Origin of the sequence: Seohaeicola zhoushanensis (assembly GCF_014656415.1) — a bacterium.
GTDB lineage: Bacteria > Pseudomonadota > Alphaproteobacteria > Rhodobacterales > Rhodobacteraceae > Seohaeicola_A > Seohaeicola_A zhoushanensis.
Genome location: NZ_BNCJ01000006.1, coordinates 1 through 26131, shown reverse-complemented (window position 1 = coordinate 26131; position 26131 = coordinate 1). Strand labels below are relative to the sequence as shown.

Here is a 26131-nt window from a genome sequence, read left to right as displayed (position 1 = left end):
CAGGTCTCGGGCCGGGCGCTGCCGCCCGAGACCCATCGCGGGATCAGAGGTCTTCGACCGCCGTGGTGCGAATGCCCGGCCAATTGTCATAGGCGACCGAGATCACCTCTTCGCGGTTCTTCAGGTATTCCGCGAAGATGGCCGCGTTGACGAAGAGGTAGAGCTTGCCGTCGACGATATCGGCATAGCGGACGTCCCCGTCGAGCTTCTTGCCCTTGTAGACACCGAAGGCGCAGAAGCCGCCGAACTGCGGCAAGAACGACGCCGGATCGGCCTCGAAGCGCTTCTTGGTCTCTTCGCTGGCAAAGTAGTAGTCCACCCCGTCATGCGCCACGGTGTGGACGGCATCGCCGATGCCGGGAGCTTCGCTCGCGAACATCGAAACCGGATCGACGCCGTGCAGGCCCAGCGGATTGCCGGTGAGCGTGATCCCGTTCGAGACGTTGTATTCGTCGGCGGCAAAGGCCGGCGAAAAGCTCAGTGCGGCGGCGATGGTGAGGGCGGACAGGGAGAGCAGGGTTTTCATTTGGTTGGTCCTTTCGAGGAGAATTCTGGGTTGAGGGAAGGGGGCAGTTCAGGCCGACTGCGCGATGCGCGCGACGGCGTCGTCGGTCCACCAGACGCCATTGGCGACCATGCGGAAGTTGATGATGGCGGCGAGATAGCCGTCGCCTTCGGGCACCTTGGCGCCGGCGGTCGCGTCCCGCACCACGGCGACCTCGAAGCCCAGCTCCAGCAGCTCGTAGAGATGCGCCTGGGTGCAGAGGTTGGCCGACATGCCGGCCAGGATGACCTTGTCGATACCGCGCTTGCGCAGCTGCAGGTTCAGGTCGTTCTGTGCCGGGCTGTAGACCTTGTGGGGCGAGCAGATGACGGTTTCGCCATCCTCGATGTATTTCTTGTATTGCGGCATCCAGTCGGCGCCCGAGCCCTGGAAGTTTTCGAGGTTCAGCGGGCCGGGGCGGTCGAACATGCCGATGGCGTGCATGGTCTTTTCCAGCGTGCCCTCGAACTGCCACTTGTGGTCGTGCGGGTAGTAGTAGTGCGGCGAAATGAACACCGGCATCCCCGCGCTCTTGGCGGCGGCGAAGAGGCGCTCGATATTGTCGACGGTGCCCTGTTCGGTGACGCTCTCGCCCACCACGCCCCAGGTCACGCCCTGTTCGGACAGGAAGTCGACCTGCGGGTCGGTGACCACCAGCGCGGTGCGGCCCTTCTCGATGGTCATGTCGACCTGCGGCAGGCCGGGTTCCGCCGGATCGGCATAAAGCGCGCGGGCCTCGTCGGTGGCCGCGCTGGTGGCGGAACCGGCGACGGCAGCCGCCGCCGCGATGGCCGCGCCAGACATCAGTCGACGGCGCGCCATGTCCACCCGTTCCGGGGTGACATCGCATCCGCATTGGTGGTCGTGGTCGTGGGTCATTTCAGGTCTCCTTTTCCTGGGTGATGGAAGCACGCCGGTCAGCGCGCCTTATGGCCCGGCACATCACGCCGGACATGGTTGTCCCGGTCGCGGTCGCCGTGGCGCCGCGTCGGGGAAGATCGGGTTGGGATGGGTCTCAGCCGACGTTTGTCGCGACGCCCAGCACCACGGTGTCCCAAGACGAGAGCGAGCCGCCGGGCAGGGTGAAGGGCAGTGCAAGCGCCCCGGTGAGCAACGCCGCGACGATGGACAGGAGCAGCAGTTGGATCATCTCCCTGCGGGCCTGACCGATCCGCGGGGCGCGATGGCGCGACATGGTCCTGGGAACAGCGTCAGCCTTGGTAACCATTCTGATGGCCTTTCCTCTCTGCCAGGAGCGTTGTCAGCTCCGGTGTGTTCGATGAGGAAAACCTAGCCGTGGGGGCGGGCCCGGGTATCGGCCGGCTCTGCCATGCTCTTGGCCGATCCTGCCAAGGATCAGAGGTCGGAGGGCTGCTGCCTGAACTGCGCCGGGGCCTTGCCGACCCAGCGCTTGAATGCGCGGCTGAAAGTGCTCTGCTCGGAAAAGCCGGTCAGGAAGGCGATCTCGGCAATCGAGTTGCTGCCGTCCCGCAAGAGCTCCTGCGCCAGTGCCGATTGCGCCTGCACCAGCACGTCGCGGAATGTCAGCCCTTCCTCGGCCAGCCGGCGATAGAGCGTGCGCTCGCTCATCCCGAGGTCACGCGCGATGACCGCCGCCTGCGGCACGCCATTGCTGAGCGAGGGCGTAAGGCGGCGCAGAAGGGCGGCCCGCAGCGAGGCTTCCTCGCTCAGCGGGCCAAGCTCGCTTTCTAGGTGTGCGGTCAGGAAGGCATTCACCGCCGAATCCCCCAGCCGGTTGGGCAGATCCAGCATGGCGGGTTTCATGGCGATGGCATTGCGCTCGGCCCCGAAATGCACCGGGCAGCCGAAGAGCGCCGAATAGCGCGCCTGGTCGTTGCGGCAGGGGTGGCTGAACGAGACGTGCTCGAACGCCAGCTCTCCGCCGACGAAGTTGCGCATGTTGCGCACAAAACGGCCAGCGCGCATTCGTTCCTGAGGTCGAGCACCGGGTGCGGCGCGGTCCGGGCCTCGATCTGGAACACCGCGGGATCGCCGCTTTCGTCGAGGCAGTAGACCGCGGTGTCAGTCAGAATCCGGAAATATCGCTCGATCCGCTCCAGCGAGGCGCGCAGCGTCGGCGCGGTCTTGAAGGCCAGCCCGAGAACGCCAAGGTCATCGGCCTGGATCGTGTCGGCATAGGCCTTCACCAGCGCCAGGTCGTCGGGCTGGGAATTGCGCACCCATTGCGTGAAGTCGAAGAACTCGGCGTCGCTGATCCGACCGTCGGATTCCGAGAAACGGCGCACGACGACGCCGTCGCGGAGCAATGCTCCGTCTTCCCTCAGCGTCGCGCCGACCGCCCTGGCCATCGCGCGCACGAAAGCGATGGTTACGCTCGGCATAGCGCAATTTACGCCGGGCAGGGCGATCAGGCCAGCGCTTTGATGCCGCGGGAGAATGTTGCGTTCGGGATCAGAAGCCACGGCCCGGGGCCAGGGCTATCTCCCGTTCCAGAATGTCGATCCGCGCGCGCAACCGGGCGATCTCTGCGCCGGCTTCCTCATCGGTGAGGCGGACCGGGATGTGCTGCGGGCAATTCCAGTCGAAGCCTGCGACGCGGATGACAATTGCGCGCTCGGCCGCCGGCCCACCGTCGCGGTTGAGCAGAGCGATGATGTCCGGATCCTCCGAGATCCGCGCGTGACCCAGCAGTTTCAGCCGCTTCCGGCGCGCATAGTCCACGGCGATGATCGACACGCGGTCGTTGTGCCGCAGGTTGCCCGTGCTGATGTATTGCCGGTTGCCGCTGTAATCGGCGTAGCCGATCGTGCGGTGGTCGATGATCTTGAGGAACCCAGGCTGGCCGCCGCGAAACTGTACATAGGGCCAGCCCGTCTCCGACACCGTCGCCTGGAAGACGCCGTCACGTTCCGTCAGGAAAGCCACCTCGCGCGCCGTCAGCTCGGCCCCGCCCGAGCGGTCGGGCGACAGCCGGGCGGCATAGTCCGCGGCCGACCCGAAGCGCTGCTGTTCGGCGCGGACGGCGGGGGTGAAGGCGATCTCGGAATAGGCATGGGGCATGATGCGTCTCCTAGAGGCCGAGGTCGGTCAGGCCGAGGTGATCCGCGGGCCGTGGCCCGAGCGGCCAGTGAAACAGCCGGTCGGCCTCGTCGATCGGCAGGTCGTTGATCGAGGCGATGCGGCGGCGCATCAGCCCGTCTGCGTCGAACTCCCAGTTCTCGTTGCCATAGGCGCGGAACCATTTGCCGCCTGCGTCGCGGTATTCATAGGCAAAGCGCACCGCGATCCGGTTGCCACTATGCGCCCAAAGCTCCTTGATCAGCCGGTATTCCAGCTCGCGCGCCCATTTCCGGGTGAGGAATTCGACGATACGGCCGCGTCCCTGGAAGATCTCGGCCCGGTTGCGCCACTGGCTGTCCGGCGTATAGGCCAGCGCGACCTTCTCGGGCGTGCGGCTGTTCCAGCCATCCTCGGCCAGCTGAACCTTGGTCCGGGCGGAAGCTTCGTCAAAGGGCGGCAAGGGCGGGCGTGTCATGGCTTGGGCCTATTATCAGAGTGTTAAAGTGTCCCGGCTGCGAGCGGGGGAGGACATTGGTTCGCGGCCGGGACAGGGGGACGTCAGGCCGCTTCGGCGCTGACGACGGCGAAGTCGATGGGCGTATCCAGTGCTTCGTTCAGGTAGTTGGTCAGCGTGTTCAGCGCGACATGGGCGACGATCTCGACGATCTCGGCCTCGCCGTAGCCGGCCAGCTTGACGGCCGAGACCTCGGCCTCGGACACCTGGCCGCGCTTCTGCACCAGCTGCGCAGCGAACTGCACCGCCGCGTCGGCCTTGGGATCGGAGGAGTGGCCGTTGCGGTTGGCGGCAATCTCCGCCTCGTCCAGCTTGGCGAGGTTGCGGCCAAGGTAGCTATGCGCCGAGAGGCAGTAGTCGCAGCCGTTGATCTGGGCCACGGCCAGCGCGATCCGTTCGCGGGTCTGCGGCGAGAGGCGGCCCTTGGCAAGGGCGCCGCTGAGACCGAGATAGCCTTCGAGCGCGACCGGGCTGTTCGCGGTGATGCGGAACAGGTTCGGCACGCTGCCAAGCGACTTGCGGACGGCTTCGAGAAGCGGCTGTGCGGCGGTGGGGGCGGCGTCGATCGAGCCGGGAAGAGTGATGCGGGGCATGGTGTGGTTCTCCGTAAGTTTCGATGGTCTTGAGATAGCGGCCGCGGCCTTGAAGGTATTGGCGCGGCCTGCCAAGGCTTTGGCTGTTCCTGCCAGTTGGGTGCCGGACCGGATCAGAGATCCCTGGCCGCGGTGTGTTCGATGGCTTTCCAGTTGGCGGCAGCCTTGGCGATGGTCCCGGCCTGGTCCTTCCGGAAGGCCTGGTAGATCTCCTCGCTGAGGAAGACGTAAAGCTTGCCGTCGACCACGGCGGCAAAGTTCGGGTCGCCGTCGAACTTCTTGTTCACCGAGACGCCGAAGGTGCAGAAACCGCCGTTCTGGACCATGTATCGGGCCGGGTTCGCCTCGAAGGCCAGGCGGTTGGCCTCGGTGGCGAAGTAATAGGCCACGCCGTCATTAACGGCGGTCTGAGCGGCCAGGCCTTCGAGGTTCTGGCCGTGATCCAGAAGCGCCACCGGATCGGCGCCATGCAGGCCCAGCGGCGCGCCGGCGGCGGTCAGGCCGGGCACGACGTTGACCTCGTCGGCAGCGTGGGCCGGGCCGAAAGCGCAGAGGGCGGCGATGGTGGTCGCGGCAAGAAAAAGTTTGGGGGACATCGGTTATCCTTCCTCGTGGTTTGATCCATCCCGGCGCGGCGTCTGGCCGACGATCCGGAACGATGTAAACTGACCGCAAAATGGCTGGATTTTGAATGCCGGTAAGTCCGACAAACATGCTAGATCGTCCGGATATCTGGACGGTTATAATTCTTCTGATAGGATGCCCGGCATGTTGGACCTGCTCAGCGATATCCTTACCCGCCTCTCGCTCCGGGGCACGCTCTATTTCCGGACGAGCTTCACCGAACCCTGGGGAGTCCGGGTGCCGGCCTTCCGCAACGTGGCGCGGTTCCACTTCGCCCACCGGGGCGAGGCGATGGTGCGCCTCGCCGGCCAGTCCGCGCCGATACACCTGGCACAGGGTGACCTGGTGATTATCCCGCACGGGGCCGCGCATGTGCTCTCGTGCCGTCACACCGGCCCCGACGATGCCCTGCCGCTTGACGATGTCCTGGCCCGGTCCGGCTTTCCGGGCCACGGCACGCTGGTCTGGGGCGGCGACGAGATGACCCGCGACACCCAGCTGATCTGCGGCCACTTCGCCCTTGCCGAAGGCTCGCGCCACCTGCTGTTTGACCGGCTCCCGACCCATATCCACCTGCGCGGCTACGGCGAGGAAGCCGGGCCCTGGCTCGAAGCGACGCTGAAGGTGATCGGTGCCGAGGCCGGCGGCGCGCGGCTGGGCGGCGACCTGATCGCGCTGAAGCTGTCCGAGGCGATCTTCGCACAGGCGATCCGCGCCTATATCGAACAGACGCGCGGCATGAACGGCGGCCTCGCCGGTTTCGCCGATCCGAACCTGGTTCGGGCGCTAACCGCCTTTCACAGCGCCCCTGCCGCGGAATGGACGGTTGCCTCGCTGGCGCGCGAGGCGGGCCTGTCGCGCACCGGCTTCGCCGAACGCTTCGCCACGCAGATCGGCCTCACGCCGATGAACTACGTCACCGCCTGGCGCATGGAAATCGCCCGCGAGGCGCTGTCGGCACGCGGGCTGAGCGTTGCCGAAGCCGCCGAGGTCTCGGGCTATGCATCGGAATCCGCCTTCAGCCGCGTGTTCAAGAAGGAGATCGGCATCTCCCCCGCCGCCTATCGCCAGGCCGGGCGGTCGAAACACGGCATGGCAGATGCGTCGTCCTGAAACCTGTGGCCGGGCGGGCAGGCCTCAATCCTTGGTGCTGCTGCCGAACAGTTCCTCGTCCGAGATTTCCAGCCGCCCGACCAGCAGGCTGCAAGTCAGCTTGTCGCTCAGGGTTGCTGTCACCGACCCCAGCAGCCAACGCGCCATAGGACCCTGCTTGTGGTGTCCGACAACCACGAGGTCGGCCCCGACCTCCTTGGCAAGGTGGCTGATCCGGTCCGCCGGGTGCCCGGTCTCCAGCCGCGCCTCGGGTACAAGGCCCATCCGCACCAACCGCGCCAGGCCTTCGTCGAGGATCGCCTGCACTTCGGTGGTCCGGTCCGGCGGGATATAGACCGAGCCGCCATCGCCGACGACGAACTCGGGCGTCGGTTCCATCACGGCCACCAGGACGACCCGCGACCCGCAGACCTGGGCCAACCGCGCCCCTTCGCGCAGGGCCAGGCGTCCTTCGAGAGAACCGTCATACGCCAACAGGACGGTGCGATACATGACTGCCTCCTATATGATGCTGTATCTCAATACTTATCCTAGCATATTCCGGGCCGGATTTGGGATTAATCGCTGTGACGGGCACCCGCTCCGTCGGTTCGCTCAAGCGCCATAATCCTCTTCAGCGAGGGCAGGAAGAACCGCCTCCGCAAGATCGCGTCCGGACCGGGATCATGACGCGGGCCCGGTAGGGGCGCGTCGATCAGATGGGCCAGGTACCCGCCCAGTTCGCCCCGGTTCCAGAAATGCGCCGCGACGTTGTGCAGTTCCAGCCTGGGCACAACCACGATCCTGCCCGCACCTCTGGCCCGGAGCTTGCGGGCCCCCTCGGCATCGGCCTCGCAGCCGCCCGGATAGACGATCAGCCCGGCCAGGGGCCGTTCCGAGAGACAATCGCAGATCGGATCGAAGGCCGGTCCCGGGTGGCGCCCGAGCAGCAGCATCACCGGGTCGTTGCTGTCTCGCGCACCGACCGCGATGGCGCGTTCCGCCGCGAGGAACAGACCTGCCCGCAGGGCGGCCGTGCCCCCCATGGAATTGCCGTAGGTCACCACGCGACGGTAGGTCTGCGGCCGAAACCTCTCCCGGATGACCTCGATCAGGCCGAAGAAATGCGCCGCCAGATCGTCGACGCCGAAGCGGAACCGGCTTTTCTGCGGATCCCGCAGCAGGAGTACATCGAAGCGCCGCGCATCGAGATGCTGCAGGAAGTTCGGGGTCGGTACCCCGAGACGTCCGCCCAGCCCGGCAAAGCAGATCAGCAGCGTCTTGTCCGCCGGTGCGGCCCCGTCGCTGTAGAAACTCACGTTCTCACTGATCGGCTGGCGATGAAATGGCTGTAGCGCGTCCTCGCCGGGCAGGTCGGTCAGAAACCGCATGTCCAGAAATTCCGCGCGTCGCGGGTGATTGCTCTCGGCCAGCAGGCGGGCAAAAGCCGCCATCTCGCGCGGAGCAAAACGGGCCTGCATCTGATTGACGGCAACATCGACCCGGCGCCCGCGCGCGGCGAAGAACGCCGCGATCAGAGTTTCTGGCGCCTCTGGGCCAGGGGAGTCAGGCATCAACTTCTGCCGTTCGACCGGCCAGAGCCTCCACATATCGGATCAATCCATCGAGTGTTTCCTGCGCCATCATCTCATCGTCGTCGATTTCGATGTCCAGCGCCTCCTCGATCTGCATGAGCGTCTCGAAGCGGGTAAGGCTGTCCACTTCCAGCGCGACAAGTTCGATGTCGCGCCCCTCGGTCAGGGCATCGAAGAACACCGGGTTGCTGCGGATGCCGATGGTCGAATCCAACGCGTCGATAACTACGGAACGGACGGATTTCATTGCTTCGACACCTCGATTTCGAAAGTTCCCGGAATATTGAACACGTCATCGCGGCGCAGCTCGAAGGTCAAGACCTTTGGCCGGGCAGAACTGTCGGTCAGGAACCGTCCCAGCGCGCGCCAGCTGTCCATCGCCAGTGCCCGGCCAAGGCACAGATGCGCGCCGGCCCCGAAGAAGGAGAGGCGCAGACGCGGATCATCAGAGGCCTCGAAATCGGCCAGATGCGCCCGCACCGGTTGACCCTTGGCCACTGGTTGTTCGCCAATCATCACATCCGCATTGGCGACCCGGTCGATATAGGGCACGCCGGTGCGCGGCGGCAGGTCGGGCCAGTCGAGGCTGTTCCAGCCGGCTTCCGCCGCCTGCGCCATGGCCGCCAGCGAACAGCCGAAGGTGCCCATCATCGCATCGCGCCCGAGGATCATCAGCGACAGCTTGAGCCCCAGCTCGCGTGCGCTGCTCGACGGGAAGGTCGCGCGCAGCTGCGCGTTCAGCCGGCCCAGTTCCGCTTCCAGCGTCTTGCGCCGCGCCACCCCCATTGACTGGCTGAAGATGCGGCTGACGTGGTTGGTGTCCTCGACGCCGATCGGCATGCCGACCAGGAGCGAAATCAACTCGGCCACCGCGGGAGCGACCGCCTCCCGCATCACCTCGACCCGCCCCGTCTCGGTCAGCCGGGCGAAGTGCCGACGGACGATATGGGGAAGCTCGGCGCGCAGCACCTCGTTCCGGCCTGCAATCATCGCGGCGATGTCGCGCCGGGCCTCGGCGTGCCGGTCGCGGGGCAGGCAGAGCGGAATGGCGTTCAGTGCGTCGACTGTCACTGAAAGGTCAATTCCCAGCCGCTCCGACAGACCGGCGACACGCGCGGCGTAGGGAACGACATCCAGGTCGCGAGCCTTGAGGATATCGGTCGGCGTATCGGGTATCACAGGGTTCATATCGCTTCATTTCAAATACATGCGGACGCTATCACCGCCTCTTGTACGGCGCAATCTGTGTCGGCGATTGGCATGTTCGCGCGTTCGGACCGCGATTGATTTCGCGGCGTTCAGACCAGTGCGAACCCCTGCCAGGCCAGGAAACCGGCCAGCCCGGCACCGAAAGCCGCCAGCGTCGCTGCACCAAGCGGCAGCCAGAAGCGCGCAGGTCCGAGGACCGCGGCCAGCACCAGCCGGGCCAGGGCGTTCAGCCCGGCCGCCGCGCATACCGCCCCGGCAGCCATGGTCACGGAAACCCCGTGGTCCACCAGCCGCAGCGAGGTCAGGGTCGCGACATCGACGTCGAACAGTCCCGCGAAGACCGAGGCGGCCACCGCGCTGGTGCTGCCGAACTGGTCGGAGAGCGCGGCCCCGGCGGTTGAAACAAGGCCAAAGAAGGCGGCAAACAGCAGGAGCGGGCCAAACTCGAACGGGTTCCCCGCCGGTCCTGGCTGCCCTTGGACCGGGCGTGCCTTGGCAAGGAGGACCGCGCCGATCATCCCGAGCACGGCGGCGGCCGGAAGCAGGGCCGGCAGCACCTCGGGCAGGACGCTGACCCCGAGAAGGGCCGTCAGCGCCATCACCCGGAGCAGCGAGACCATGCAGGCGAGAGATGCCGCCCCGGCGCGCTCGGTCACATACTGCCCGTCCGCCGCCGCACGCGCGAGCGCAACAACCGTCGCGGTAGACGAGACCAGCCCGCCGGCAAGCCCGCTTACGACCATGCCGCGCACCGACCCCAACAGGCGGACGGCGATGTATCCGGCATAGGAGATCGTGGCCGTGAGCACTGTCAGGAACCAGATCTCCCACGGGTTGAACCCGCCCCAGGGGTCGACCGCCTTGTTGGGCAGGAGCGACAGGCCGATCATCGTCATCGCGCCCAGCAGCACGGCCGAGCGGACTTCGACCCAAGACAGGTGGCGAAGGAAACCGTGCAATGCCGTCTTGCTAGCCAGCAGCGCGGCGACCGTGGCCCCCGATGCGGCGGCGATGCGGTAATCTCCAACGACGGCCATAGCGCCCAGCGCAAAGACCGCCAGCGCCGCAATTGCCGTGGTCACGCTGAAATCGCCGTCATGGATCGCCTCGCGCAGCTTGAAGGCCCCGAACACTCCGGCGAAGGCGAAAAGGCATGCGGAGAGAACAAGGCCACCGCCAAACGATTGCGACAGCGCTGCCGCCAGACCACCGAACAGGCCTGTCAGGCCGAAGGTGCGGAAACCGGCGGTGCGGCTACCTTCCGGCGCATCGCGCTCGCGCCAGCCGCGCTCCAGCCCGACCAGCAACCCGATGGCGAGCGCCAAGGCGATGTGGAATGCCAGACCTTCGCTGTTCAGATCCATGTGCCACGTCTCTCCGATCGCGAACCGCCCCAAATCGGCTGAATCGGAAGCTGCGCTTGGTATTGTCCTGTCAGGAAAGATTGTCATGGCGAACTGCAAACCGGCAATGACCTGAATCAATCCGCAAGCGCCATGTTTTGCTAATGAATTGCATCGAGAGCGCGTCGGACAGACCTTGACGAGAAGCAGGGTTCCGCAATCCGCGTCCATCGGTGAAACATAGATCGCACGGAACGATTCTGCTTTCCGGCGTCCGGTCCAACGAAAAACAGGGACTCAGCATGAGCATCTTCGAACGCTACCTGACCGTCTGGGTCGGCCTCGCCATCGTCGGGGGAATCCTGATCGGGCAGGTTGCACCCGGCCTGATGCAGTTGATCGCCGCCACCGAGGTGGCGAGCGTCAACCTCGTCGTGGCGGTGCTGATCTGGGCGATGGTCTATCCCATGATGGTGGGTGTCGATTTCCGGGCCGTGGCAGGCGTCGCGCGCCAGCCCAAGGGGCTGATTGTCACGCTGGTGGTCAACTGGCTAATCAAACCCTTCACCATGGCGCTGCTGGCGGTGCTTTTCTTCGACCACGTCTTCGCTCCGCTGATCTCGCCCGAGGATGCGGCGCAATATACCGCCGGGCTGATCCTGCTGGGTGCCGCGCCCTGCACGGCGATGGTCTTCGTCTGGTCGCAGCTGACCCGGGGCGACGCCACCTACACGCTGGTGCAGGTCTCGGTGAACGACCTCATCATGGTGGTGGCCTTCGCGCCTATCGTCGCCTTCCTTCTCGGCGTGACGGATCTCTCGGTGCCGTGGGAGACGCTGGTGCTGTCCACCGTGCTCTACGTCGTGCTGCCGCTTGCCGCCGGGATGGTGACGCGCCGCAGGCTGGGGTCGAAGGCGGAGATCGCCGCCTTCTCGGCGCGGGTAAAGCCCTGGTCGGTCGTCGGGCTGATCGCCACGGTGGTGATCCTCTTCGGCCTCCAGGGCGAGACGATCCTCGCCAAGCCGGCGGTGATCCTGCTGATCGCCGTGCCCATCGTCATCCAGAGCTACGGCATCTTCGCGCTGGCCTACGGCGCCGCCTTCGCGCTGAAGGTGCCGCACCGGATCGCCGCGCCCTGCGCGCTGATCGGGACGTCGAACTTCTTCGAACTGGCTGTGGCTGTCGCCATCAGCCTCTTCGGCCTGAACTCCGGCGCGGCGCTGGCGACCGTCGTGGGCGTGCTGGTCGAGGTGCCGGTTATGCTGACGCTGGTGGCCTTTGCCAACCGCACACGTGCGAAGTTTCCCGAACCTGACGCTCAGCTGCCGCCGGAACCGCGGCAGCCATTTCCCCGATGATCGGATGACCGCACGAAGGCGCGTGATTCACCGGTTTGTCCCGCAGTAAAGACTCATATTCCAAATTTGATATGAATCAATGTTCCGCTCCGGCGACCGGCTACGGTCAGCAACGAGACGCGAGTTTGCGTCCATGCTTCACCGATTGGGAGGGGAAATATGGCAGACGTGGTAACAAATGCTGACAGCGGCAGCGGTAGCGGTGGCGGAAGTGGTAGCGGCGATCTTTTCGGCGATCTCTGGGTGGTCGCCCGGGATCTCGACCCGACCGACGGCGGCGGCAACGGCGAACCGATCCTTGACGAGAACGGGCAGATCGTACCCATCGGCTATGACCCGGTTGCCGACGAAACCTTCCCCATCCACCTGGTAGAAATCGCGCCGGGCGACTTCGAGGTTCCGGCCGAACTGCTGCCCTATGTCCAGGAAATCGACCTCGAACGCGCCAACATCATGCGTTCGCCCGATCAGGTGGTGGAAAGCGCGCTGACCGAGGCCCTGGCCAAGATCGCCGCGGGCACCGTGATCGACGCCGATCCTTCGGGCCGCATCCGGGTCGATGGCGTCCTCATCGACTCGCCGCGCGAAAACCTCGCGCTCTACAAGCTTATCATGCAGGCCGGCGGCGCCACCAGTTGGACCGATGCGCAGGCCAATGTCACGGGCGTCGTGCCAGACCCCATCCTCGACCTGATGGCCTCGGGCTGGAATCCGACCGGGCTGCTGGCAGGGGTCTTCTCGAAGTTCGTCCCGGTCAGCCTCGATGCAGTGGTGACCGCGCACACGCTGATGGGCGTCAACGAAGTCACCGGCTCGGGCGATACGCAGACGATCAGCCACTATGGCTTCACCGACGGGACCAACGAGACCTTCGACTATGATCGCGTCGCGACCTATGGCGATGTCTGGGTGCAGTGGTACCAGGACATGGACGGCGACCCCTCTGACCTGGAGGCGGTGCAACGCACGCTTCTGGACCTGATCTGGGGCAAGGACCGCAACGGCGACGGGGTCAACGACGTGGGCACTGGTGTCGGCTGGGTCGACCAATACACGAAGCTCTCGGCCGACGGGCTGAGCCTGGAACTGGCCGAAGGCTCTGCCGCAGGTCTCAACGACTGGGCGCAGGCCGTGGAAGATGCCCGCCAGGTCATCTACACGATGCATGAATCTATCGGAACCACCGAGGTTTCGGCCCCGGCTTCGACCGATGATGTCATCTTCGGCAGTTCCTTCGGCGATTACATCGCCTCCTGGGGCGGTGACGACGTGATCTTCGGCAACGAAGGCGACGATTTCCTCGATGGCGGAGACGGCAACGACATCCTGCTCGGCAACGAAGACAACGACAGGCTCGAAGGCGGCAACGGCGACGACATTCTGCGCGGCGGGCTGGGCAACGACGTCCTGTTGCGCGGCGCTGGCAACGACCAATTGTTCGGCGGCAATGGCGATGACGTTCTGAACGGCGGCGGCGGTGACGATGCCCTCGACGGCGGGAATGGCAATGATCGCCTGACGGGCGGGTGGGGTAGCGACCTGATGACCGGCGGCGAGGGGGCAGATGTCTTCGTGTTCCTGCGGGCCGACGCCCGGCACGTCGACACCATCACCGATTTCGCGCGCAGCGAACTCGATCTCGTCAAGCTGGTGCGGATTGATGCCGACACCTCGACCGAGGCCGACGATGCCTTCGCCTTTGTCGGTTACGTCGATTTCACCGGCACCGCCGGCGAGCTTCGCGCCATCGACCTTGGCGGGACGCAGCGGGTCGAGGGCGATGTCGACGGCGATGGCCTGGCCGATTTCGTGATCGATTTCACCGGCGACGCCGCGGTCGAGGCCGACTGGTTCGTCCTCTAAGCACAACATGTCAGGGCAGGGGCCGCAGATTGCCCCTGCCGTTTCACCTTGTTCCCGCGTGGTTTGACGCATCACCCCTGTCGCATTGAAGGAGAATTGAACATGCGAAGACTGGCGACTGTATTGGTGGCCTGCTCGGCATTCGGGCTTTCCGGCTGCCTCGGCCTCGACTCCGACCTCGAACGCGCCGCCGTCGGCGCTGCCATCGGCTGCGCGGCCGGTGAGATCCTGGTCGACGGCCACTGCGTGGCCGGCGCCATCGTCGGCGCAGGCGTCGGCGTCCTGAGCGACTGACCCGGGCAACGGCCCCGAAGCAGCAAGCGCGCAAGGGCGCTGCTTCGGGGCAATTTCAATTGAATGAACCTCGGATGAGAGCGGCAGCGCTTCGGAATCCCTGTCCGAAGCTGGTGTTGCAAAGTCAAGCCCGGCACGTCGCAGCACATGACGCACCCAAGCGGCCGCCTGCCGCCCAGCGGTGGCTTCACGGTCCAAATGCGCAACGTCTCGGTCAAGAAGGTTCAATTGCGTTGACTTGCACCGGGTCGGTCCATTCATCCGGTGAACATCTGCCACCATTTGCCCCACGGCCGAAAAGCCAGCAGGGACTTGGCTCGCGGCCAGATATCTTGACCGAGATCATGTCGCCGCGCGACGGCAGGTGAAAACGTACTCCGAGCATCAGGAAACACGAAACAGCGGGACTCGGATGGACAAGCACAAAGCCAATATCGCCTTTGCAATATTCGCCTTCCTGATCGTTCTGGGGTTCCAATACGTCGTTGCCCTGCGCACCGTCGCGACGATCGATTACAGCACGTTTCTCGAAAACCTGCGGGACGGCAAGATCGCCCATGTCACGGTCACCGAAGGCCGCATCGAGGGCGCCTACAAGCAGCCGGAAGAGGGCAAGCCCTATTTCGTGACCTTGCGGGTCGAACCAGGTTTCGCCGCCGAGCTCGATAAGGCCGGGGTGAGGTTCGATGGCGCCTCTGACAGCAACTGGCTCACCTCGCTGCTGTCATGGATTCTGCCGACGCTGTTTTTCCTCGCCGTCTGGGCCTTTGTCTTCCGCCGTTTTGCCGAACGGCAGGGAATGGGTGGCCTGGTCAGCATCGGCAAGTCCCGCGCCAAGCTCTATGTCGAGAAGGATACCGGCGTCACCTTCGACGACGTCGCCGGGGTGGACGAGGCGAAGGCGGAATTGCAGGAGGTCGTCTCGTTCCTGAACGACCGGGATCGTTACAGCCGGCTTGGGGCGCGTATTCCCAAGGGAATCCTCCTGGTCGGGCCTCCGGGGACGGGCAAGACGCTCCTCGCCCGAGCCATTGCCGGCGAGGCCGGGGTACCGTTCTTCTCGATCTCAGGATCGGAATTCGTTGAGATGTTCGTAGGTGTCGGGGCCGCGCGCGTCCGGGATCTTTTCGAACAGGCCCGCAAGGCGGCGCCCTGCATCATCTTCATCGACGAACTGGACGCCCTCGGGCGGGCAAGGACCGCGATGGGAGGCCTCGGCGGGGCTGACGAAAAGGAGCAGACGCTGAACCAGTTGCTGGCGGAACTCGACGGCTTCGACCCGAGCGTCGGCGTTGTTCTTCTCGGTGCCACCAACCGGCCCGAGATCCTCGACCCGGCGCTGCTTCGCTCGGGCCGTTTCGACCGGCAAATCGTGGTGGACAGACCCGATAGGACCGGGCGCGAGGCCATCCTGGCCGTTCATGTGCGCAAGGTGAAACTCGCCGATGGCGTCCGGCTTGCCGAGATCGCGGGCATCACCGCTGGCATGACCGGCGCGGATCTTGCGAACGTGGTGAACGAAGCGGCGATAACCGCCACCCGTCGCGGGGCCAAGGCGGTGGACACGCAGGACCTGACCGCCGCGGTCGAGCGGATCGTGGCCGGCACTGAACGACGGACCCGCGTTCTGGGTGAGAAGGAACGCCATCGCGTGGCGGTGCATGAAATGGGTCACGCCCTTGCGGCGGCGAACCTGCCGGGCGCCGATCCGGTCCACAAGGTCTCGATCATTCCGCGCTCAATCGGTGCGCTCGGCTATACGCTCCAGCGTCCGACGGAGGATCGCTTTCTCATCACCTTCGACGAGTTGAAGGACCGCATGACCGTATTGATGGCCGGCCGCGCTGCCGAAGCGCTCGAATTCGGGGTGGTGTCGACAGGGGCGTCGGACGATCTGGCCAAGGCAACCGACATTGCCCGCGATTGCGTGACCCGTTTCGGTATGAGCGAGACGGTAGGTCAGGCGGTGCTCGAGACGCAGCGGCTGCAATGGCTCGGTGCAGGGCAGGGGGATACGGTGAGCGATTACTCCGAGGAAACCGCCCGTGAAGTAGACCTGGCGGTACGCGATCTGATCGAGGAAGCCTTTGCATCCGCCAAGGCACTCCTGAGTGCACACCGGGATGATCTGACAGCCGGCACCAACCTGCTGATGCAACGCGAGACCCTGACGCCCGACGACTTCCCGGCCCTGCGCCCCGGGCGCGCGGCCATCGCCGCGAACGCACGGGTTTGATCGATACGGGACGCGCGTCACCGGTCGTGTTCATACTGGGAGGATGACCTTGCAGGCGTAGAGCGATCGCGGTCAAAGTCCTTCGCCGCATCTCCAACTATGTGCTACGCGAAGGGGAGGCGCTCCGGACCGGATTGCCAGCCAACCTGTTCGAGTGCCTTCCGAGATGGACAAGCTCTCCGTCATGCAAGCCTTTCGCCGCATCGTCGAGCGCGGCAGCTTTGCGCGCGCGGCCGAAGATCTTGGCGTCTCTCCCGCGCTCGTCAGCCGCGAGATCAAGCTGCTGGAGGAGAGCCTCGGGACGACGCTTCTGACGCGCACGACGCGCTCCATGTCGCTCACCGAAGCCGGCCAGCGCTACTACGAAGAGGCGATCGGCATCCTCGATGCCGTGACCGGTCTGGAAAGGAGCATCCGCGAGGGCGCGGGGGCAGTGCGGGGGCACCTGAAGGTGAACGCATCCAGTTCCTTCGGGCAGACCGTGATCGCCCCGATGCTGCCCGCGTTTCTCGAGGCATACCCGGACTTGCGGCTTACGCTGTCGATGGACGACCGGGTGATCGACATGGTCGAGGGCGGGTTCGATGTTTCGATCCGCATCAGGCCGACGATGCCCGACTCTGCCCTGGTCGCGCGCAGGATCGGCACCATCAAGCAGCGCATCTTTGCCGCGCCCGCCTACCTGGAAGCGGCCGGTGTTCCGCGGGCACCCGGCGATATCGCAGGGCACAGGGTCATCGGCTTCATGCTGGCCGACCACCTGACGTCGTGGACGCTGCATGGTCCCACGGGAACGATTACCGTCGACCTCGATCCGCCCGTTCGCGTCGGCAACAGCCTTGTCCTGCGCGATCTGCTGCTTGCGGGCCAGGGCATCGGAACTTTGCCGGATTTCGTCTCGAAGGACCCCGAGACACGGGGCGAGCTGGTGCGCGTCCTGCCGGACTGGGAACTTCCCGCGCCGGACATCTTCGCCGTCACGGGGTCGCGGCTGGGCATGGATGCGAAGGTCACGATCTTCCTCGACCACCTCCGGGCCGCCCTGCGACCCTAGCATTCTTCAACCGGAGTAAAGAATGAAGTGAGAGCCGGCCGGTTATTCCGGTCCGGCCAATCCGCGATCCTCACGGGCAATGAAACCCCACACTTCGAGAGGATCCCATGACCCGAGTTCTTGTTCTCTACTACTCCAGCTACGGCCACGTGCGCGCGCTTGCGCAGGCCGAGGCCGAAGGCGTCCGCAGCGTGCCCGGCACGCAAGTCGACCTGCGCCGCGTGCCAGAAACCGTGCCCGAAGACATCCGGCAGAAGGCCGGGTTCATGACGGACGACACGCCCCTGGCGGCGCCGGCCGACATGGAAGCCTACGACGCCATCATCTTCGGCACGCCGACACTCTTCGGCATGATGGCCGGGCAGATGAAGTCTTTCCTCGACCAGGCCGGCGGGCTCTGGGCCCGCAACGCCCTGGTGGGCAAGGTCGCGGCGGTCTTCGCCTCCACCGGCTCGCAGCATGGCGGCCACGAGGCGACGTTGCTGTCGACGCAGATCCCGTTGCAGCACTTCGGGATGCTGATCGCGGGGATGCCCTACACCTTTGCCGGCCAGACCTCGGCCGAGCGGATCGTCGGTGGCGCCCCATACGGGGCCGGCACCATCGCCGGCGCCGACGGGTCGCGTGCCCCCACCGAGACGGACCTCGCCGGGGCACGGTTCCAGGGCGCGCATGTGGCCAGGATAGCCGCGCGACTGGCGCGCATCGACCGGGCCGAGGAAGCCGCGTGATGGCCTGCCATCGCATCGCGGTGTTTCACGATGCCCCGGCCCGCGGGTGCGCATTCTCTGCGCATCCGCGGGCCTCCACCCGCTCTGACGGGCGCTGACAGGAGACACATCACATGTCCCGCACAACTGACATCCTTCTCACGGCGCTTGCCCCAGCGATCTGGGGAAGCACCTATCTCGTCACGACCGAGACGCTGCCCGCCGGCTATCCCATCACCCTGGCGGCGCTGCGCGCCTTACCGGCCGGGCTGCTGCTCCTCGCGCTCACCCGCTGCCTGCCTCCCCGCACCTGGCTGGGGCGCGTCTTCCTGCTCGGCAGCCTGAACTTCGCGCTGTTCTGGGTGCTGCTGTTCGTCGCCGCCTACAGGCTTCCCGGCGGCGTGGCGGCCACGCTGGGGGCACTCCAGGCCATGATGGTGATCCTGATGGCGCGCGGCTGGCTTGGCACGCCGATCCGAACCGGAGCGGTCGTCTTCGCGGCGGCAGGCGTCCTGGGCGTGGCGCTCTTGCTGATTGGCCCCGACGCGGCGCTGGACCCGGTGGGTATCGCCGCGGGGCTTGGTGGCGCTGCCTCGATGGCGGCGGGCACAGTGCTCAGCCGGAAATGGCAGCCGCCGGTGTCGGCGCTCGGCTTCACCGCCTGGCAGCTGAGTGCAGGCGGCTTGATCCTGCTGCCACTCGCGCTGATCGTCGAACCCGCCTTGCCGCCTCTCACGATGACCAATCTTGCAGGGCTGACTTGGCTCGGTCTCATCGGCGCGGCAGTGACCTACGCGCTCTGGTTCCGTGGCGTGGCCCGGATCGAACCGGGAGCGGTGTCGATGCTCGGCATGATGAGCCCAGTGACCGCCGTGCTCCTGGGCTGGGTGGTTCTGGATCAATCGCTTTCGCTGCTACAAGGAATTGGCGCAGCGATCGTCCTGGGATCTGTCTACGGAGGCCAACGCGCTAACCGCCTTGGCGCTGCAGCAGTCGCCCGGCCGACGGGATTGCCGCGGTCCCGCAGGGCTTTCTGAAACAGATGCAAGTCGGGCCTGTAGCGCTTCGGGAGAACGGTTTTGCAGGTGCAAGTGGCGGAGGGCAGGGCCCTGACGTCGAACCTTCTCGACAGCATTGTTTGCTCCAGTTTCACCGACGTCAATTGGGAAGACCGCCATGTCGCGGAACGCATAAACTTGCCAACTGCCGGACTTCTGACCGAAGGCTCTCCATCGGACCTCGAAAGGCTTCTAGGCTCCAGACTCATTGATCGTCCAAGCCAGAAGATGACGGTTGCGGCGAGCGCGATGGCGGAGAGGAATGTCTTCGCGCATCTGTCGTAGCGTGTGGCCACGCGACGCCAATCCTTCAAACGGCCGAACATGATCTCGATGCGATTGCGCCGTTTGTATTTCCGCTTGTCGTAGCGGATGGCCTTGCCGCGGGACTTTCTTCCTGGGATGCAAGGGCGTATCCCCTTGTCTTTCAAGGCCTCCCTGAACCAGTCCGCATCATAGCCCCGGTCGGCAATCAGCCATTCGGCCTCCGGAAGACTACGCAGCAGGGCGAGTGCGCCGGTGTAGTCGCTGACCTGGCCCGCCGTCATGAAGAACCGCAGCGGGCGCCCCACCGCATCCGTGACGGCGTGCAGCTTGGTGTTCAGCCCGCCCTTCGTCCGCCCGATCAGGCGACCGCGCTGGTCGTCAGATCCCCCTTTTTCGCCCGCAGGCTCGAGGCCGTGCGATGCGCTTTCAGATACGTCGCGTCGATCATTACCGTCTTCTGCTCGGTGCCTTCAGAGGTCAGCCACTCCATCATCCGCGCGAAGACCCCCATGTCGCCCCAACGCTTCCATCGGTTGTAGAGCGTCTTCGGCGGCCCATACTCCCTAGGCGCATCACACCACCGCAACCCATTGCGATTGATGAAGATAATACCACTCAGAACACGCCGGTCATCCACACGCGGCTTGCCCGTTCGTCAGGAAACCGATCCACCGGATCGATTTCTGATCTTCCTCGCCCTCGGAAAAAAGGGCCGAAGCCTCTCCATCTGATCGTCGGTCAACCAAAACAAGTTGCTCATCACCACCCCCAAAAAGCTCAGGGGTTTGAATCACGCGGCCCACACTTCCTAAAGCCGATTAATGGGTCCTGACCCTAGTTTCTGAGGTCTCGCACCATTTGGGGAGAGCACCTACTCGCTGTACAACTCGCTGAAGCGATTGGGTGAGCGATCGTCGAATGCCGATGCGGATCAAGAGCCCGACCTGCTCGATCAGATCCCTGCCCACGGGCGGATCGGCAACGTCAGCGCCGACGGCACCTAAGATACTCGCAAACGCCGCGATGCCATTGCCGACCGCGGCGCAGATGCCCGCTTCCCGCGCTGCATCCGGTGACCTCTCTATCACAGCGGTGCGGTGGAGGCGCGCCGTAAAGCGCTAGAATGTCTTGGTGTGTATCACGGTCGGCAGCATGAAATCGCCATGGCCAATGGTGCCCTCGATATCTGGCGAGACAAAGAATTCGCGGCCCTGCCGGGTAAAGGCCACGCCACCACTGCCAAAGATCACCGCGCCATCCATGTCGCGCTCGGACATGATCCGGGCCAGCAGCTTGAGCAGCAGGCGATCCGCACCGGCGGGTTCGGTCTCCTGAATGCGGATCTGTATTTCGGCGGTCGGCACGACCCCCGCGCTTGCCTCGACCATTTCCTGATCGGCTTCGGAGCAGATGTCGGAGACGGCAACCGCGCCAAGGCCATGGGCCGCATCGCCCTCGATGGTGAATTCGCCGGACTTCTCCAACAGCGCCAGCAGATCGCCGAGCGACAGGTTGGTCACGAAATAGGCGTTCATCTCCAAGGCCATTTGTGAATCCTTGTCTGTTGCTAGAGCGGAAAGACGAGACCGTCCTTGACGACTAGAATTTCTTCCAGACCCAGCTGCTCGAGCGTCGGTCCGGTCTTGTTCAGCCTCCATGCCTGGGCGGCCTCGCGCAACTCGTCAATACTGCCCTTCCAATCGTTCAGGTTGAGAACGATGCGCTGCGCCTGGATCCGATCGGGAACAACCGCCATCGCCTCCCGGCTCGCCCCCAGTTTTTTGGAAATCTGCGAGCAAATATTGAACGGGTCAGTGTTGGGTTTTGGCGCCAGATTGTCGGCCCATTCACCTTCGATCTTGTAGTCGGGCTTCCTGCCATTCGGTCGCTTGCCGGGATTCAACTCGACCTTGTAACCGCTGTCGGCCAGAGCATCCGCGGATTCGTTGTCGCGAAGTATCTCGTGCTTCGTCGCCGCCAAATCACCTTCTTTCGCTTCCAGCCGCCTGCCAGTCGGTACGTCGCCTTTTTTCCCGGTCGGCTTGGTCCTTTTCGGCCATTTCAGCGGCGGGCCGTAGGACGACATCGGTTTGATTACGCCTGACAGAAGCTCATCGCGGGTCATATCTGGATGCCGCGCCCAGTATTCCATGGCCACTTCCAGATCGTCGTCCGACAGGCCCATCCCGCGCGCTGTGTCGATCAGCGATTCGGCCTCTTTCTCGGCGGCTGCGTAGGCTTCCTTGACCTTGGCCAGCGACTCGGGGCTGGCCTTCAGGTCGTCCGCGGAGCCGACGATCGCCTTGGCATCGGCGCTTTCCATGAAAGCCTTGAAGTCGCCCGTACCACGGGCCTTCTGGCGAAACACCGCGAATTCGATCTTGCCCGCGATCTCGCCCGATGTGGCCTTCGCCAGATTCATCGGCTCGGGCGCAAGCTTGGCCAGCGCAAGCGCCTCGTCCAGATGCTGCGTTGCTCCCTTGACGATGGCGTGGCGCAGCTCGTCCGGGAGGGGCACGCCTTCGACCTCAATCTTCTTCAGAATGTCGTCGAGCCTCTTGACCTCATCAACGGCCTCTTCGGCGGTCTTGACCGTCTTGGCCGCGTCGTCGAAACCGCGCACCGCCTTGCCGACGTCGTGGCCTTCATCGAGTATCGCGGCGATATGGGTAATTTTGCTAACCTTGGCGATGGCGCCGCCGGCCTTGATCGTGCCCCGGATCGCCGAACCAAGGCCCAGCACGTCGAGCGGCAGCGTGGCCAGGCTGATTACCACCCAGACGATGGACGGGCGCGAGGAGGCGAGACCTGAGAGATAGGCCGCCTGGTCCTCGTTGTATTCGTCGATCGTGTCCCAAGCGCCATAGACCCCCAGCCCCAGCGCTGCGGCCCCGGCCAGGATAGCGACGGTCCCGGTGCCACCCGAGACCAGGCCGGCAATCACGGCGGCGACCCCCAGCGCGACCTCGCCAACCCAGTCCCATTTGGTCGCCTCGTCCGTGGCTTCGTCCAGAATATCGTCCAGCATCAAGCCGTCGTTTGCGACCCCGGCGCGCGCACGCGCTACTCCCATGGCAGCGTCCAGGCTCCAGATCTTGTCCTTCTCGGTCAAGTTCCCGCGCATCTCGTCGATCGCCTCGTCGCGATCGTCCAGCATTTCCTGTAGTTCTTCGCGGAAGTCGGTCAGATTGTCTTCCTTGACCAACAGTTCCACCACTTCCTCGGGGATGGCCCCTTTGGGGTCCTCCTTACGGAAAAAGTCCAAAAGCGCTGCAAGATGCGGATCCTTGCGCGCGGCTTCCTCGATGTACGGGGTCAGGTCCTTGACCAAACCCTCGTCGCCCCAGCCCATTGAACGCGCGACATGGTATTCGCGAGCCTCGGCCAGTGCGTCGAACATGCCGCTGGTCGACTCCGGCGAAACATGTTCGTCGCGGAAATCGAAGATCTCGTGGTCCCGCTTGTCGAGTGAATCCTGCGCGATCGCAATTGCCTCGTCGCGGAAGCTGTTGGCATAGGCCTTGACTTCAGCCGCGAACGCCGCCTCGCTGGCATATCCGTATTTTTCCAGCAGGGCCGGCAGGTCTGCCTTCGCCTTGTCGATGGTTTTGTTGTAGGCGACGTTCTCCGGCGACGGAAACGGTTCGTTGCGGACCCTGTAGACTTCCGGCCTCTTCTTTTCGTTGGCGAGGTCCCAGATCCTGTAGAGCTCCTCCTTGCCGTAGAGTGCGCGCTCTGCCTCCTCTCGCTTGTCAGTTGCCTCCTTGCGCTCCTCCAACCGGGCCAGATAGCGCTCGACGCTGTCCACGAACTTCGTGACGTCCATGGTCTTGGCATTCGTGCGATCCCAGAATTCGGCCAACTCAGCATCGCTCACGTCCTTGAGCTTGTCGGCCAGTCGCATGATCTCGCCGATGTTCTCGGCGGTCAGCGGAATGCCGTCCTCGCCGATCGGCAGGAAGGCCCGCAGCCGTTCCGGCAGACCGGCGACCTGATTCTGAACATCGGCCAGTTCACGCCGGAACTCCAACCAGGCCGCGGCCATCTGCTCGAAGCGGGGATCGCCCTTTACGAGCTTCTCGCCCGGTTTGTAGCCGGACTTTTCCCTGAAGAGCGCATCGGTCTTGTCGTTCAGCGCTTTCAGTTGGTCTTCCGGCAGACCCTTTATGAACTCCTCGGCATCCACGACCGTCTCGTCGTCCATCACCGGCCGACTTTCGTCAATGATCAGCACGACAAGCTTGCCGGGGCCGGCGCCATTGCCTCTGTCCAGGATCTCCTGGGTGACCTCGAAATCTGTCGGCTGCACTCGGTTCTCGGGTTTGACGTTGTCGCGATTGGCCTGTTCCTCGGTCATCCCGAGGCCCATATCGACCAGATTGCTGAACTCCAGGTTGCTCATCGGTTTTGTCACCGTAAACACCTTGGGGTAACTGTGGTATTTCGCCGTATTTCCGCCGCCGTCACCTTTGGCTGCTGCATCTTCGGTCTCGGCGGTTGCACCCGCGCCAGTACCTTGCAATGCGACAACTGACAGATGTTTGGACAGGTTGATCGAGGCGCCGCCGGCTTCGCCATCGCCGGAGGCGGCCTTGTTGTGTTCCGCAAGATCGCTGTCCAGCACGTCGATCAGGACCGTGGCATAGGTCGCGTCGTCCGGCAGGTCGAGCGCATCACGCACGGGAGTCGACCAGGGCACGTCCAGCCCGGTACCGTCGGCGCGGCGGATCGACACCGTCGCGCCGTCCTTCTGCATCGCGGCAATCAGTTCTTTCACGAAGGCCGCTGTATATCGCGGCGTAAAGTTGAGGTAGGCCTGCCCTTTGGCCTCGAGACACGTCATTCCGGGTTTCAGTGCCACGCGAACCTTGACGGTGGTGACGCTCACTATCCCTTCTCCGCCGACAGCAGCGCCGAAAGACGGGCGAATGTGTCGGGCTTAAGTGGCTGGCGCAGCGTGCCGTCCTGGCCGAGTTGGTGGCCGACGCCGTTAAGGGTCGCCTCATGGCGCCGCAGGTCGCCGATGGCGGCCAGAACCCCGGACGTATCCTGTCGGGCGGCAGCGTCCCGGTAGGCGTCCACCGACTGATCCACTTCTTGTTTCTGCGGATCGTCCGACTCCAGCACTGGTTTCAGGAAAGCGGTGATGCGGTCGAATTCTGCCGGTGCAGTCTCGGCTTTGGGCATCAGTCCGGCCACGATGCTTTCGAGCTGATCTTCGTCCAGAGGCCCGGCTTTTGCCGCCTGCAGACCGCGCCGCACCTGCTCGGCCCTTCGGTCGGCCAGATTGAAGTCGCCGGTGTTGCAGGCAGCCACCCCGGAGCGGCAGAGCTCGGTGAGATAGCCGGCGGCAAAGTCAAACTGCCGAACCGTCTCGCTGATGTCGTCGCGCATATCGACAAACGCTCCGATGGACCGCGCGCGTCTTTCCGCCGGCGTGCGGGGCGTCTCACGCGCCAGCTGCGCCAACTCGGCAAACTGCTGCGCTGCAGCCACTTCGTCGCCGCTCGAAGCCGCTTGGTTCGCTGCATCCAGCAGGCCCTGCAGTCGCGCCGCGTCCTGCGGCGCGTCCGCGAACAGCGCGACGACCTGCCGTGCCTTATCCAGTTTCGCCGCCAGGGCTGCGGAAATCCGTGGCTCCCTGTTGCCGGCCGGTTCGAGAGTGCCCGGCTCCTGCGGGACGGCCACTTGGGGCGCCTCCGCCAAGATCTCCTCTTCGTCGTCGTCACTGTCGACCACCTCGCCCGACGGCAGCCGGCAGATGACCTTGTATTTCAGGTCCTGACTCCTCAGGAACAGCCGCGCCTGCCGCGCCAGGGACTTGGGCGGCGCCTCCTCGCAGGTCAAGACGACCGTTCGCCCCTCCACGTTCATTCGGCCCCAGCCGCCGCGCGGTCCGGCGCCTTCCTGCCGCGCGGCAAGGATCAGTTTTCCAGGCTTGCGGCGGCGGTGCGCCTTGAGGACCGGCGCCTCTTTGCCGAGCATCAGCGCGAAGAAATATTGCTTCTTCCGCGCTGCCTTGAGCAGCCGGTCGAGATCCCCGGTCTGCGCGGCAAGGTCGTCCTCGTCATCTGGGTCGTCCGGATCCTCGGCCTCCTCTTCGGGTTCCTCCTCCGTCGGGCCCGAGGTATCGAGTTCCGGTTCGAGTTCCGGCTCGGGCCCCAACTCAGGTTCGGGCTCAGGCTCCGGCGCGGGTTCTGGCTCCGGCGTCTCAGTCGCGGTGACCTCCTCGGGTTCCTCGACGGCATATTCCTCCGTCTTGAGCCTGACCTCGACCTTCACGCTATGTCCTCGGTCGGCAAAGTGCTTGCGCACGATCTGCTCGATCTTCGACGCAGGTTCCTCGTCGCAAATTAACAGGATGGAACTGCCGCTCGACGACATTTTGCCCCAAGCGCCGCGGGTGCCGCCGCCTTGTCCACGCGCGGCCTTCTTCATCGCATCTACCGACTTATTCTTCTCCGCCTGGAAAACGATGCCATCCTTGGTAATCAGCGCCGCAAAGCTGATCGGCTTGGCGCGGGCTTCCGAAAGCGCGGTCTTGAGCGCAGCCTTTTCCGCCCGTGAGTCAGGTTTTGCCGGCATATTCATGCCTCGAAACTGAACTTCAATATGCCGGACAGGTTAGCACATGGTCGGCCGGGTGCATACCCTGGTCAGCGGCGGTCCTCCTGCCGTTGAATAGCCCCGTGTATCGTGGACGCCTTCTTCGCTAATTTTGAGGCAAGGAGGCCA

24 protein-coding genes and 2 pseudogenes are annotated in these 26131 nt (G+C 64.7%); 8 read left to right on the top strand and 18 right to left on the bottom strand.

Annotated elements, in window-relative coordinates:
• Window positions 1-43 precede the first annotated feature (43 nt).
• The 9 genes and pseudogenes from IE266_RS12505 to IE266_RS12470 form a co-directional block, all read right to left on the bottom strand.
• Window positions 44-526 (bottom strand): YHS domain-containing (seleno)protein, encoded by a 483-nt coding sequence (locus IE266_RS12505; protein ID WP_189680436.1) that lies wholly within the window; start codon window positions 524-526, stop codon window positions 44-46.
• 48 nt (window positions 527-574) lie between these two features.
• Entirely contained in the window at window positions 575-1423 is an 849-nt protein-coding gene (locus IE266_RS12500) for a cysteine hydrolase family protein (protein WP_189680435.1), read from the bottom strand.
• A gap of 136 nt (window positions 1424-1559) precedes the next feature.
• A complete protein-coding gene (locus tag IE266_RS12495) occupies window positions 1560-1772 on the bottom strand; it encodes a hypothetical protein (protein WP_189680434.1) in 213 nt (70 codons plus the stop codon).
• 128 nt (window positions 1773-1900) lie between these two features.
• The gene (locus IE266_RS26865) at window positions 1901-2317 is read right to left on the bottom strand and encodes a helix-turn-helix transcriptional regulator (protein ID WP_229864076.1); all 417 of its coding nucleotides are present in this window, start codon (window positions 2315-2317) and stop codon (window positions 1901-1903) included.
• A gap of 42 nt (window positions 2318-2359) precedes the next feature.
• Window positions 2360-2874 (bottom strand): annotated as a pseudogene (locus tag IE266_RS26860) (AraC family transcriptional regulator ligand-binding domain-containing protein); the annotation flags it as partial.
• A 103-nt stretch (window positions 2875-2977) separates the two neighbouring features.
• On the bottom strand, window positions 2978-3586 hold the full coding sequence (locus IE266_RS12485) for a pyridoxamine 5'-phosphate oxidase family protein (RefSeq protein ID WP_189680433.1): 609 nt from the start codon (window positions 3584-3586) through the stop codon (window positions 2978-2980).
• A gap of 10 nt (window positions 3587-3596) precedes the next feature.
• Window positions 3597-4061 (bottom strand): nuclear transport factor 2 family protein, encoded by a 465-nt coding sequence (locus IE266_RS12480; RefSeq protein ID WP_189680432.1) that lies wholly within the window; start codon window positions 4059-4061, stop codon window positions 3597-3599.
• Window positions 4062-4144: 83 nt separating this feature from the next.
• Window positions 4145-4693 (bottom strand): carboxymuconolactone decarboxylase family protein, encoded by a 549-nt coding sequence (locus tag IE266_RS12475; protein WP_189680431.1) that lies wholly within the window; start codon window positions 4691-4693, stop codon window positions 4145-4147.
• A 113-nt stretch (window positions 4694-4806) separates the two neighbouring features.
• Window positions 4807-5289 (bottom strand): YHS domain-containing (seleno)protein, encoded by a 483-nt coding sequence (locus IE266_RS12470; RefSeq protein ID WP_189680430.1) that lies wholly within the window; start codon window positions 5287-5289, stop codon window positions 4807-4809.
• Between the two features lie 172 nt (window positions 5290-5461).
• Between IE266_RS12470 and IE266_RS12465 the strand changes: the two genes are divergently transcribed.
• Complete coding sequence (locus tag IE266_RS12465) at window positions 5462-6430, top strand: AraC family transcriptional regulator (protein ID WP_189680429.1); 969 nt, start codon at window positions 5462-5464, stop codon at window positions 6428-6430.
• Between the two features lie 24 nt (window positions 6431-6454).
• Here IE266_RS12465 and IE266_RS12460 read toward each other — a convergent pair whose 3' ends face one another.
• The 5 genes from IE266_RS12460 to IE266_RS12440 form a co-directional block, all read right to left on the bottom strand.
• On the bottom strand, window positions 6455-6922 hold the full coding sequence (locus IE266_RS12460) for a universal stress protein (RefSeq protein WP_189680428.1): 468 nt from the start codon (window positions 6920-6922) through the stop codon (window positions 6455-6457).
• Window positions 6923-6987: 65 nt separating this feature from the next.
• Complete coding sequence (locus IE266_RS12455; RefSeq protein WP_189680427.1) at window positions 6988-7983, bottom strand: hypothetical protein; 996 nt, start codon at window positions 7981-7983, stop codon at window positions 6988-6990.
• Window positions 7976-8251 (bottom strand): acyl carrier protein, encoded by a 276-nt coding sequence (locus IE266_RS12450; protein ID WP_189680426.1) that lies wholly within the window; start codon window positions 8249-8251, stop codon window positions 7976-7978. The genes IE266_RS12455 and IE266_RS12450 overlap by 8 nt, the downstream gene beginning before the upstream one ends.
• Window positions 8248-9192, bottom strand: coding sequence for a cytochrome P450 family protein (locus IE266_RS12445; protein ID WP_189680425.1), 945 nt, complete (start codon window positions 9190-9192; stop codon window positions 8248-8250). Before IE266_RS12445 ends, IE266_RS12450 begins: the two co-directional genes overlap by 4 nt.
• A 110-nt stretch (window positions 9193-9302) precedes the next feature.
• On the bottom strand, window positions 9303-10577 hold the full coding sequence (locus tag IE266_RS12440; protein WP_189680424.1) for an MgtC/SapB family protein: 1275 nt from the start codon (window positions 10575-10577) through the stop codon (window positions 9303-9305).
• 281 nt (window positions 10578-10858) lie between these two features.
• Between IE266_RS12440 and arsB the strand changes: the two genes are divergently transcribed.
• The 7 genes from arsB to IE266_RS12405 all read left to right on the top strand — a co-directional run bounded on the left by arsB (window position 10859) and on the right by IE266_RS12405 (window position 19108).
• Window positions 10859-11914 carry an ACR3 family arsenite efflux transporter gene (arsB, locus tag IE266_RS12435; protein WP_189680423.1) on the top strand — a complete coding sequence of 352 codons (1056 nt, stop codon included), beginning with the start codon at window positions 10859-10861 and terminating at the stop codon, window positions 11912-11914.
• Between the two features lie 159 nt (window positions 11915-12073).
• Window positions 12074-13777 carry a calcium-binding protein gene (locus IE266_RS12430; protein ID WP_189680422.1) on the top strand — a complete coding sequence of 568 codons (1704 nt, stop codon included), beginning with the start codon at window positions 12074-12076 and terminating at the stop codon, window positions 13775-13777.
• Window positions 13778-13879: 102 nt separating this feature from the next.
• Window positions 13880-14071: a hypothetical protein gene (locus IE266_RS12425; protein WP_189680421.1), complete on the top strand. Its 192-nt coding sequence runs from the start codon at window positions 13880-13882 to the stop codon at window positions 14069-14071.
• Between the two features lie 412 nt (window positions 14072-14483).
• Window positions 14484-16307, top strand: coding sequence for an ATP-dependent zinc metalloprotease FtsH (gene ftsH / locus IE266_RS12420; protein ID WP_189680420.1), 1824 nt, complete (start codon window positions 14484-14486; stop codon window positions 16305-16307).
• Window positions 16308-16473: 166 nt separating this feature from the next.
• Window positions 16474-17361: a LysR family transcriptional regulator gene (locus tag IE266_RS12415; protein WP_189680419.1), complete on the top strand. Its 888-nt coding sequence runs from the start codon at window positions 16474-16476 to the stop codon at window positions 17359-17361.
• A 107-nt stretch (window positions 17362-17468) separates the two neighbouring features.
• Window positions 17469-18092, top strand: a complete 624-nt coding sequence (wrbA, locus tag IE266_RS12410; RefSeq protein ID WP_189680418.1) for an NAD(P)H:quinone oxidoreductase — start codon at window positions 17469-17471, stop codon at window positions 18090-18092.
• 113 nt (window positions 18093-18205) lie between these two features.
• A complete protein-coding gene (locus tag IE266_RS12405) occupies window positions 18206-19108 on the top strand; it encodes an EamA family transporter (RefSeq protein WP_189680417.1) in 903 nt (300 codons plus the stop codon).
• Between the two features lie 239 nt (window positions 19109-19347).
• Here the strand turns inward: IE266_RS12405 and IE266_RS12400 are convergent.
• The 4 genes and pseudogenes from IE266_RS12400 to IE266_RS12385 all read right to left on the bottom strand — a co-directional run.
• Window positions 19348-20156, bottom strand: a pseudogene (locus IE266_RS12400) (IS5 family transposase); the annotation flags it as partial.
• Window positions 20157-20514: 358 nt separating this feature from the next.
• A complete protein-coding gene (locus tag IE266_RS12395) occupies window positions 20515-20943 on the bottom strand; it encodes a hypothetical protein (RefSeq protein WP_189680416.1) in 429 nt (142 codons plus the stop codon).
• 20 nt (window positions 20944-20963) lie between these two features.
• Entirely contained in the window at window positions 20964-24284 is a 3321-nt protein-coding gene (locus tag IE266_RS12390) for a CdiA C-terminal domain-containing protein (protein WP_189680415.1), read from the bottom strand.
• Window positions 24284-25987, bottom strand: coding sequence for a hypothetical protein (locus IE266_RS12385; protein WP_189680414.1), 1704 nt, complete (start codon window positions 25985-25987; stop codon window positions 24284-24286). The genes IE266_RS12390 and IE266_RS12385 overlap by 1 nt, the downstream gene beginning before the upstream one ends.
• Window positions 25988-26131 lie beyond the last annotated feature (144 nt).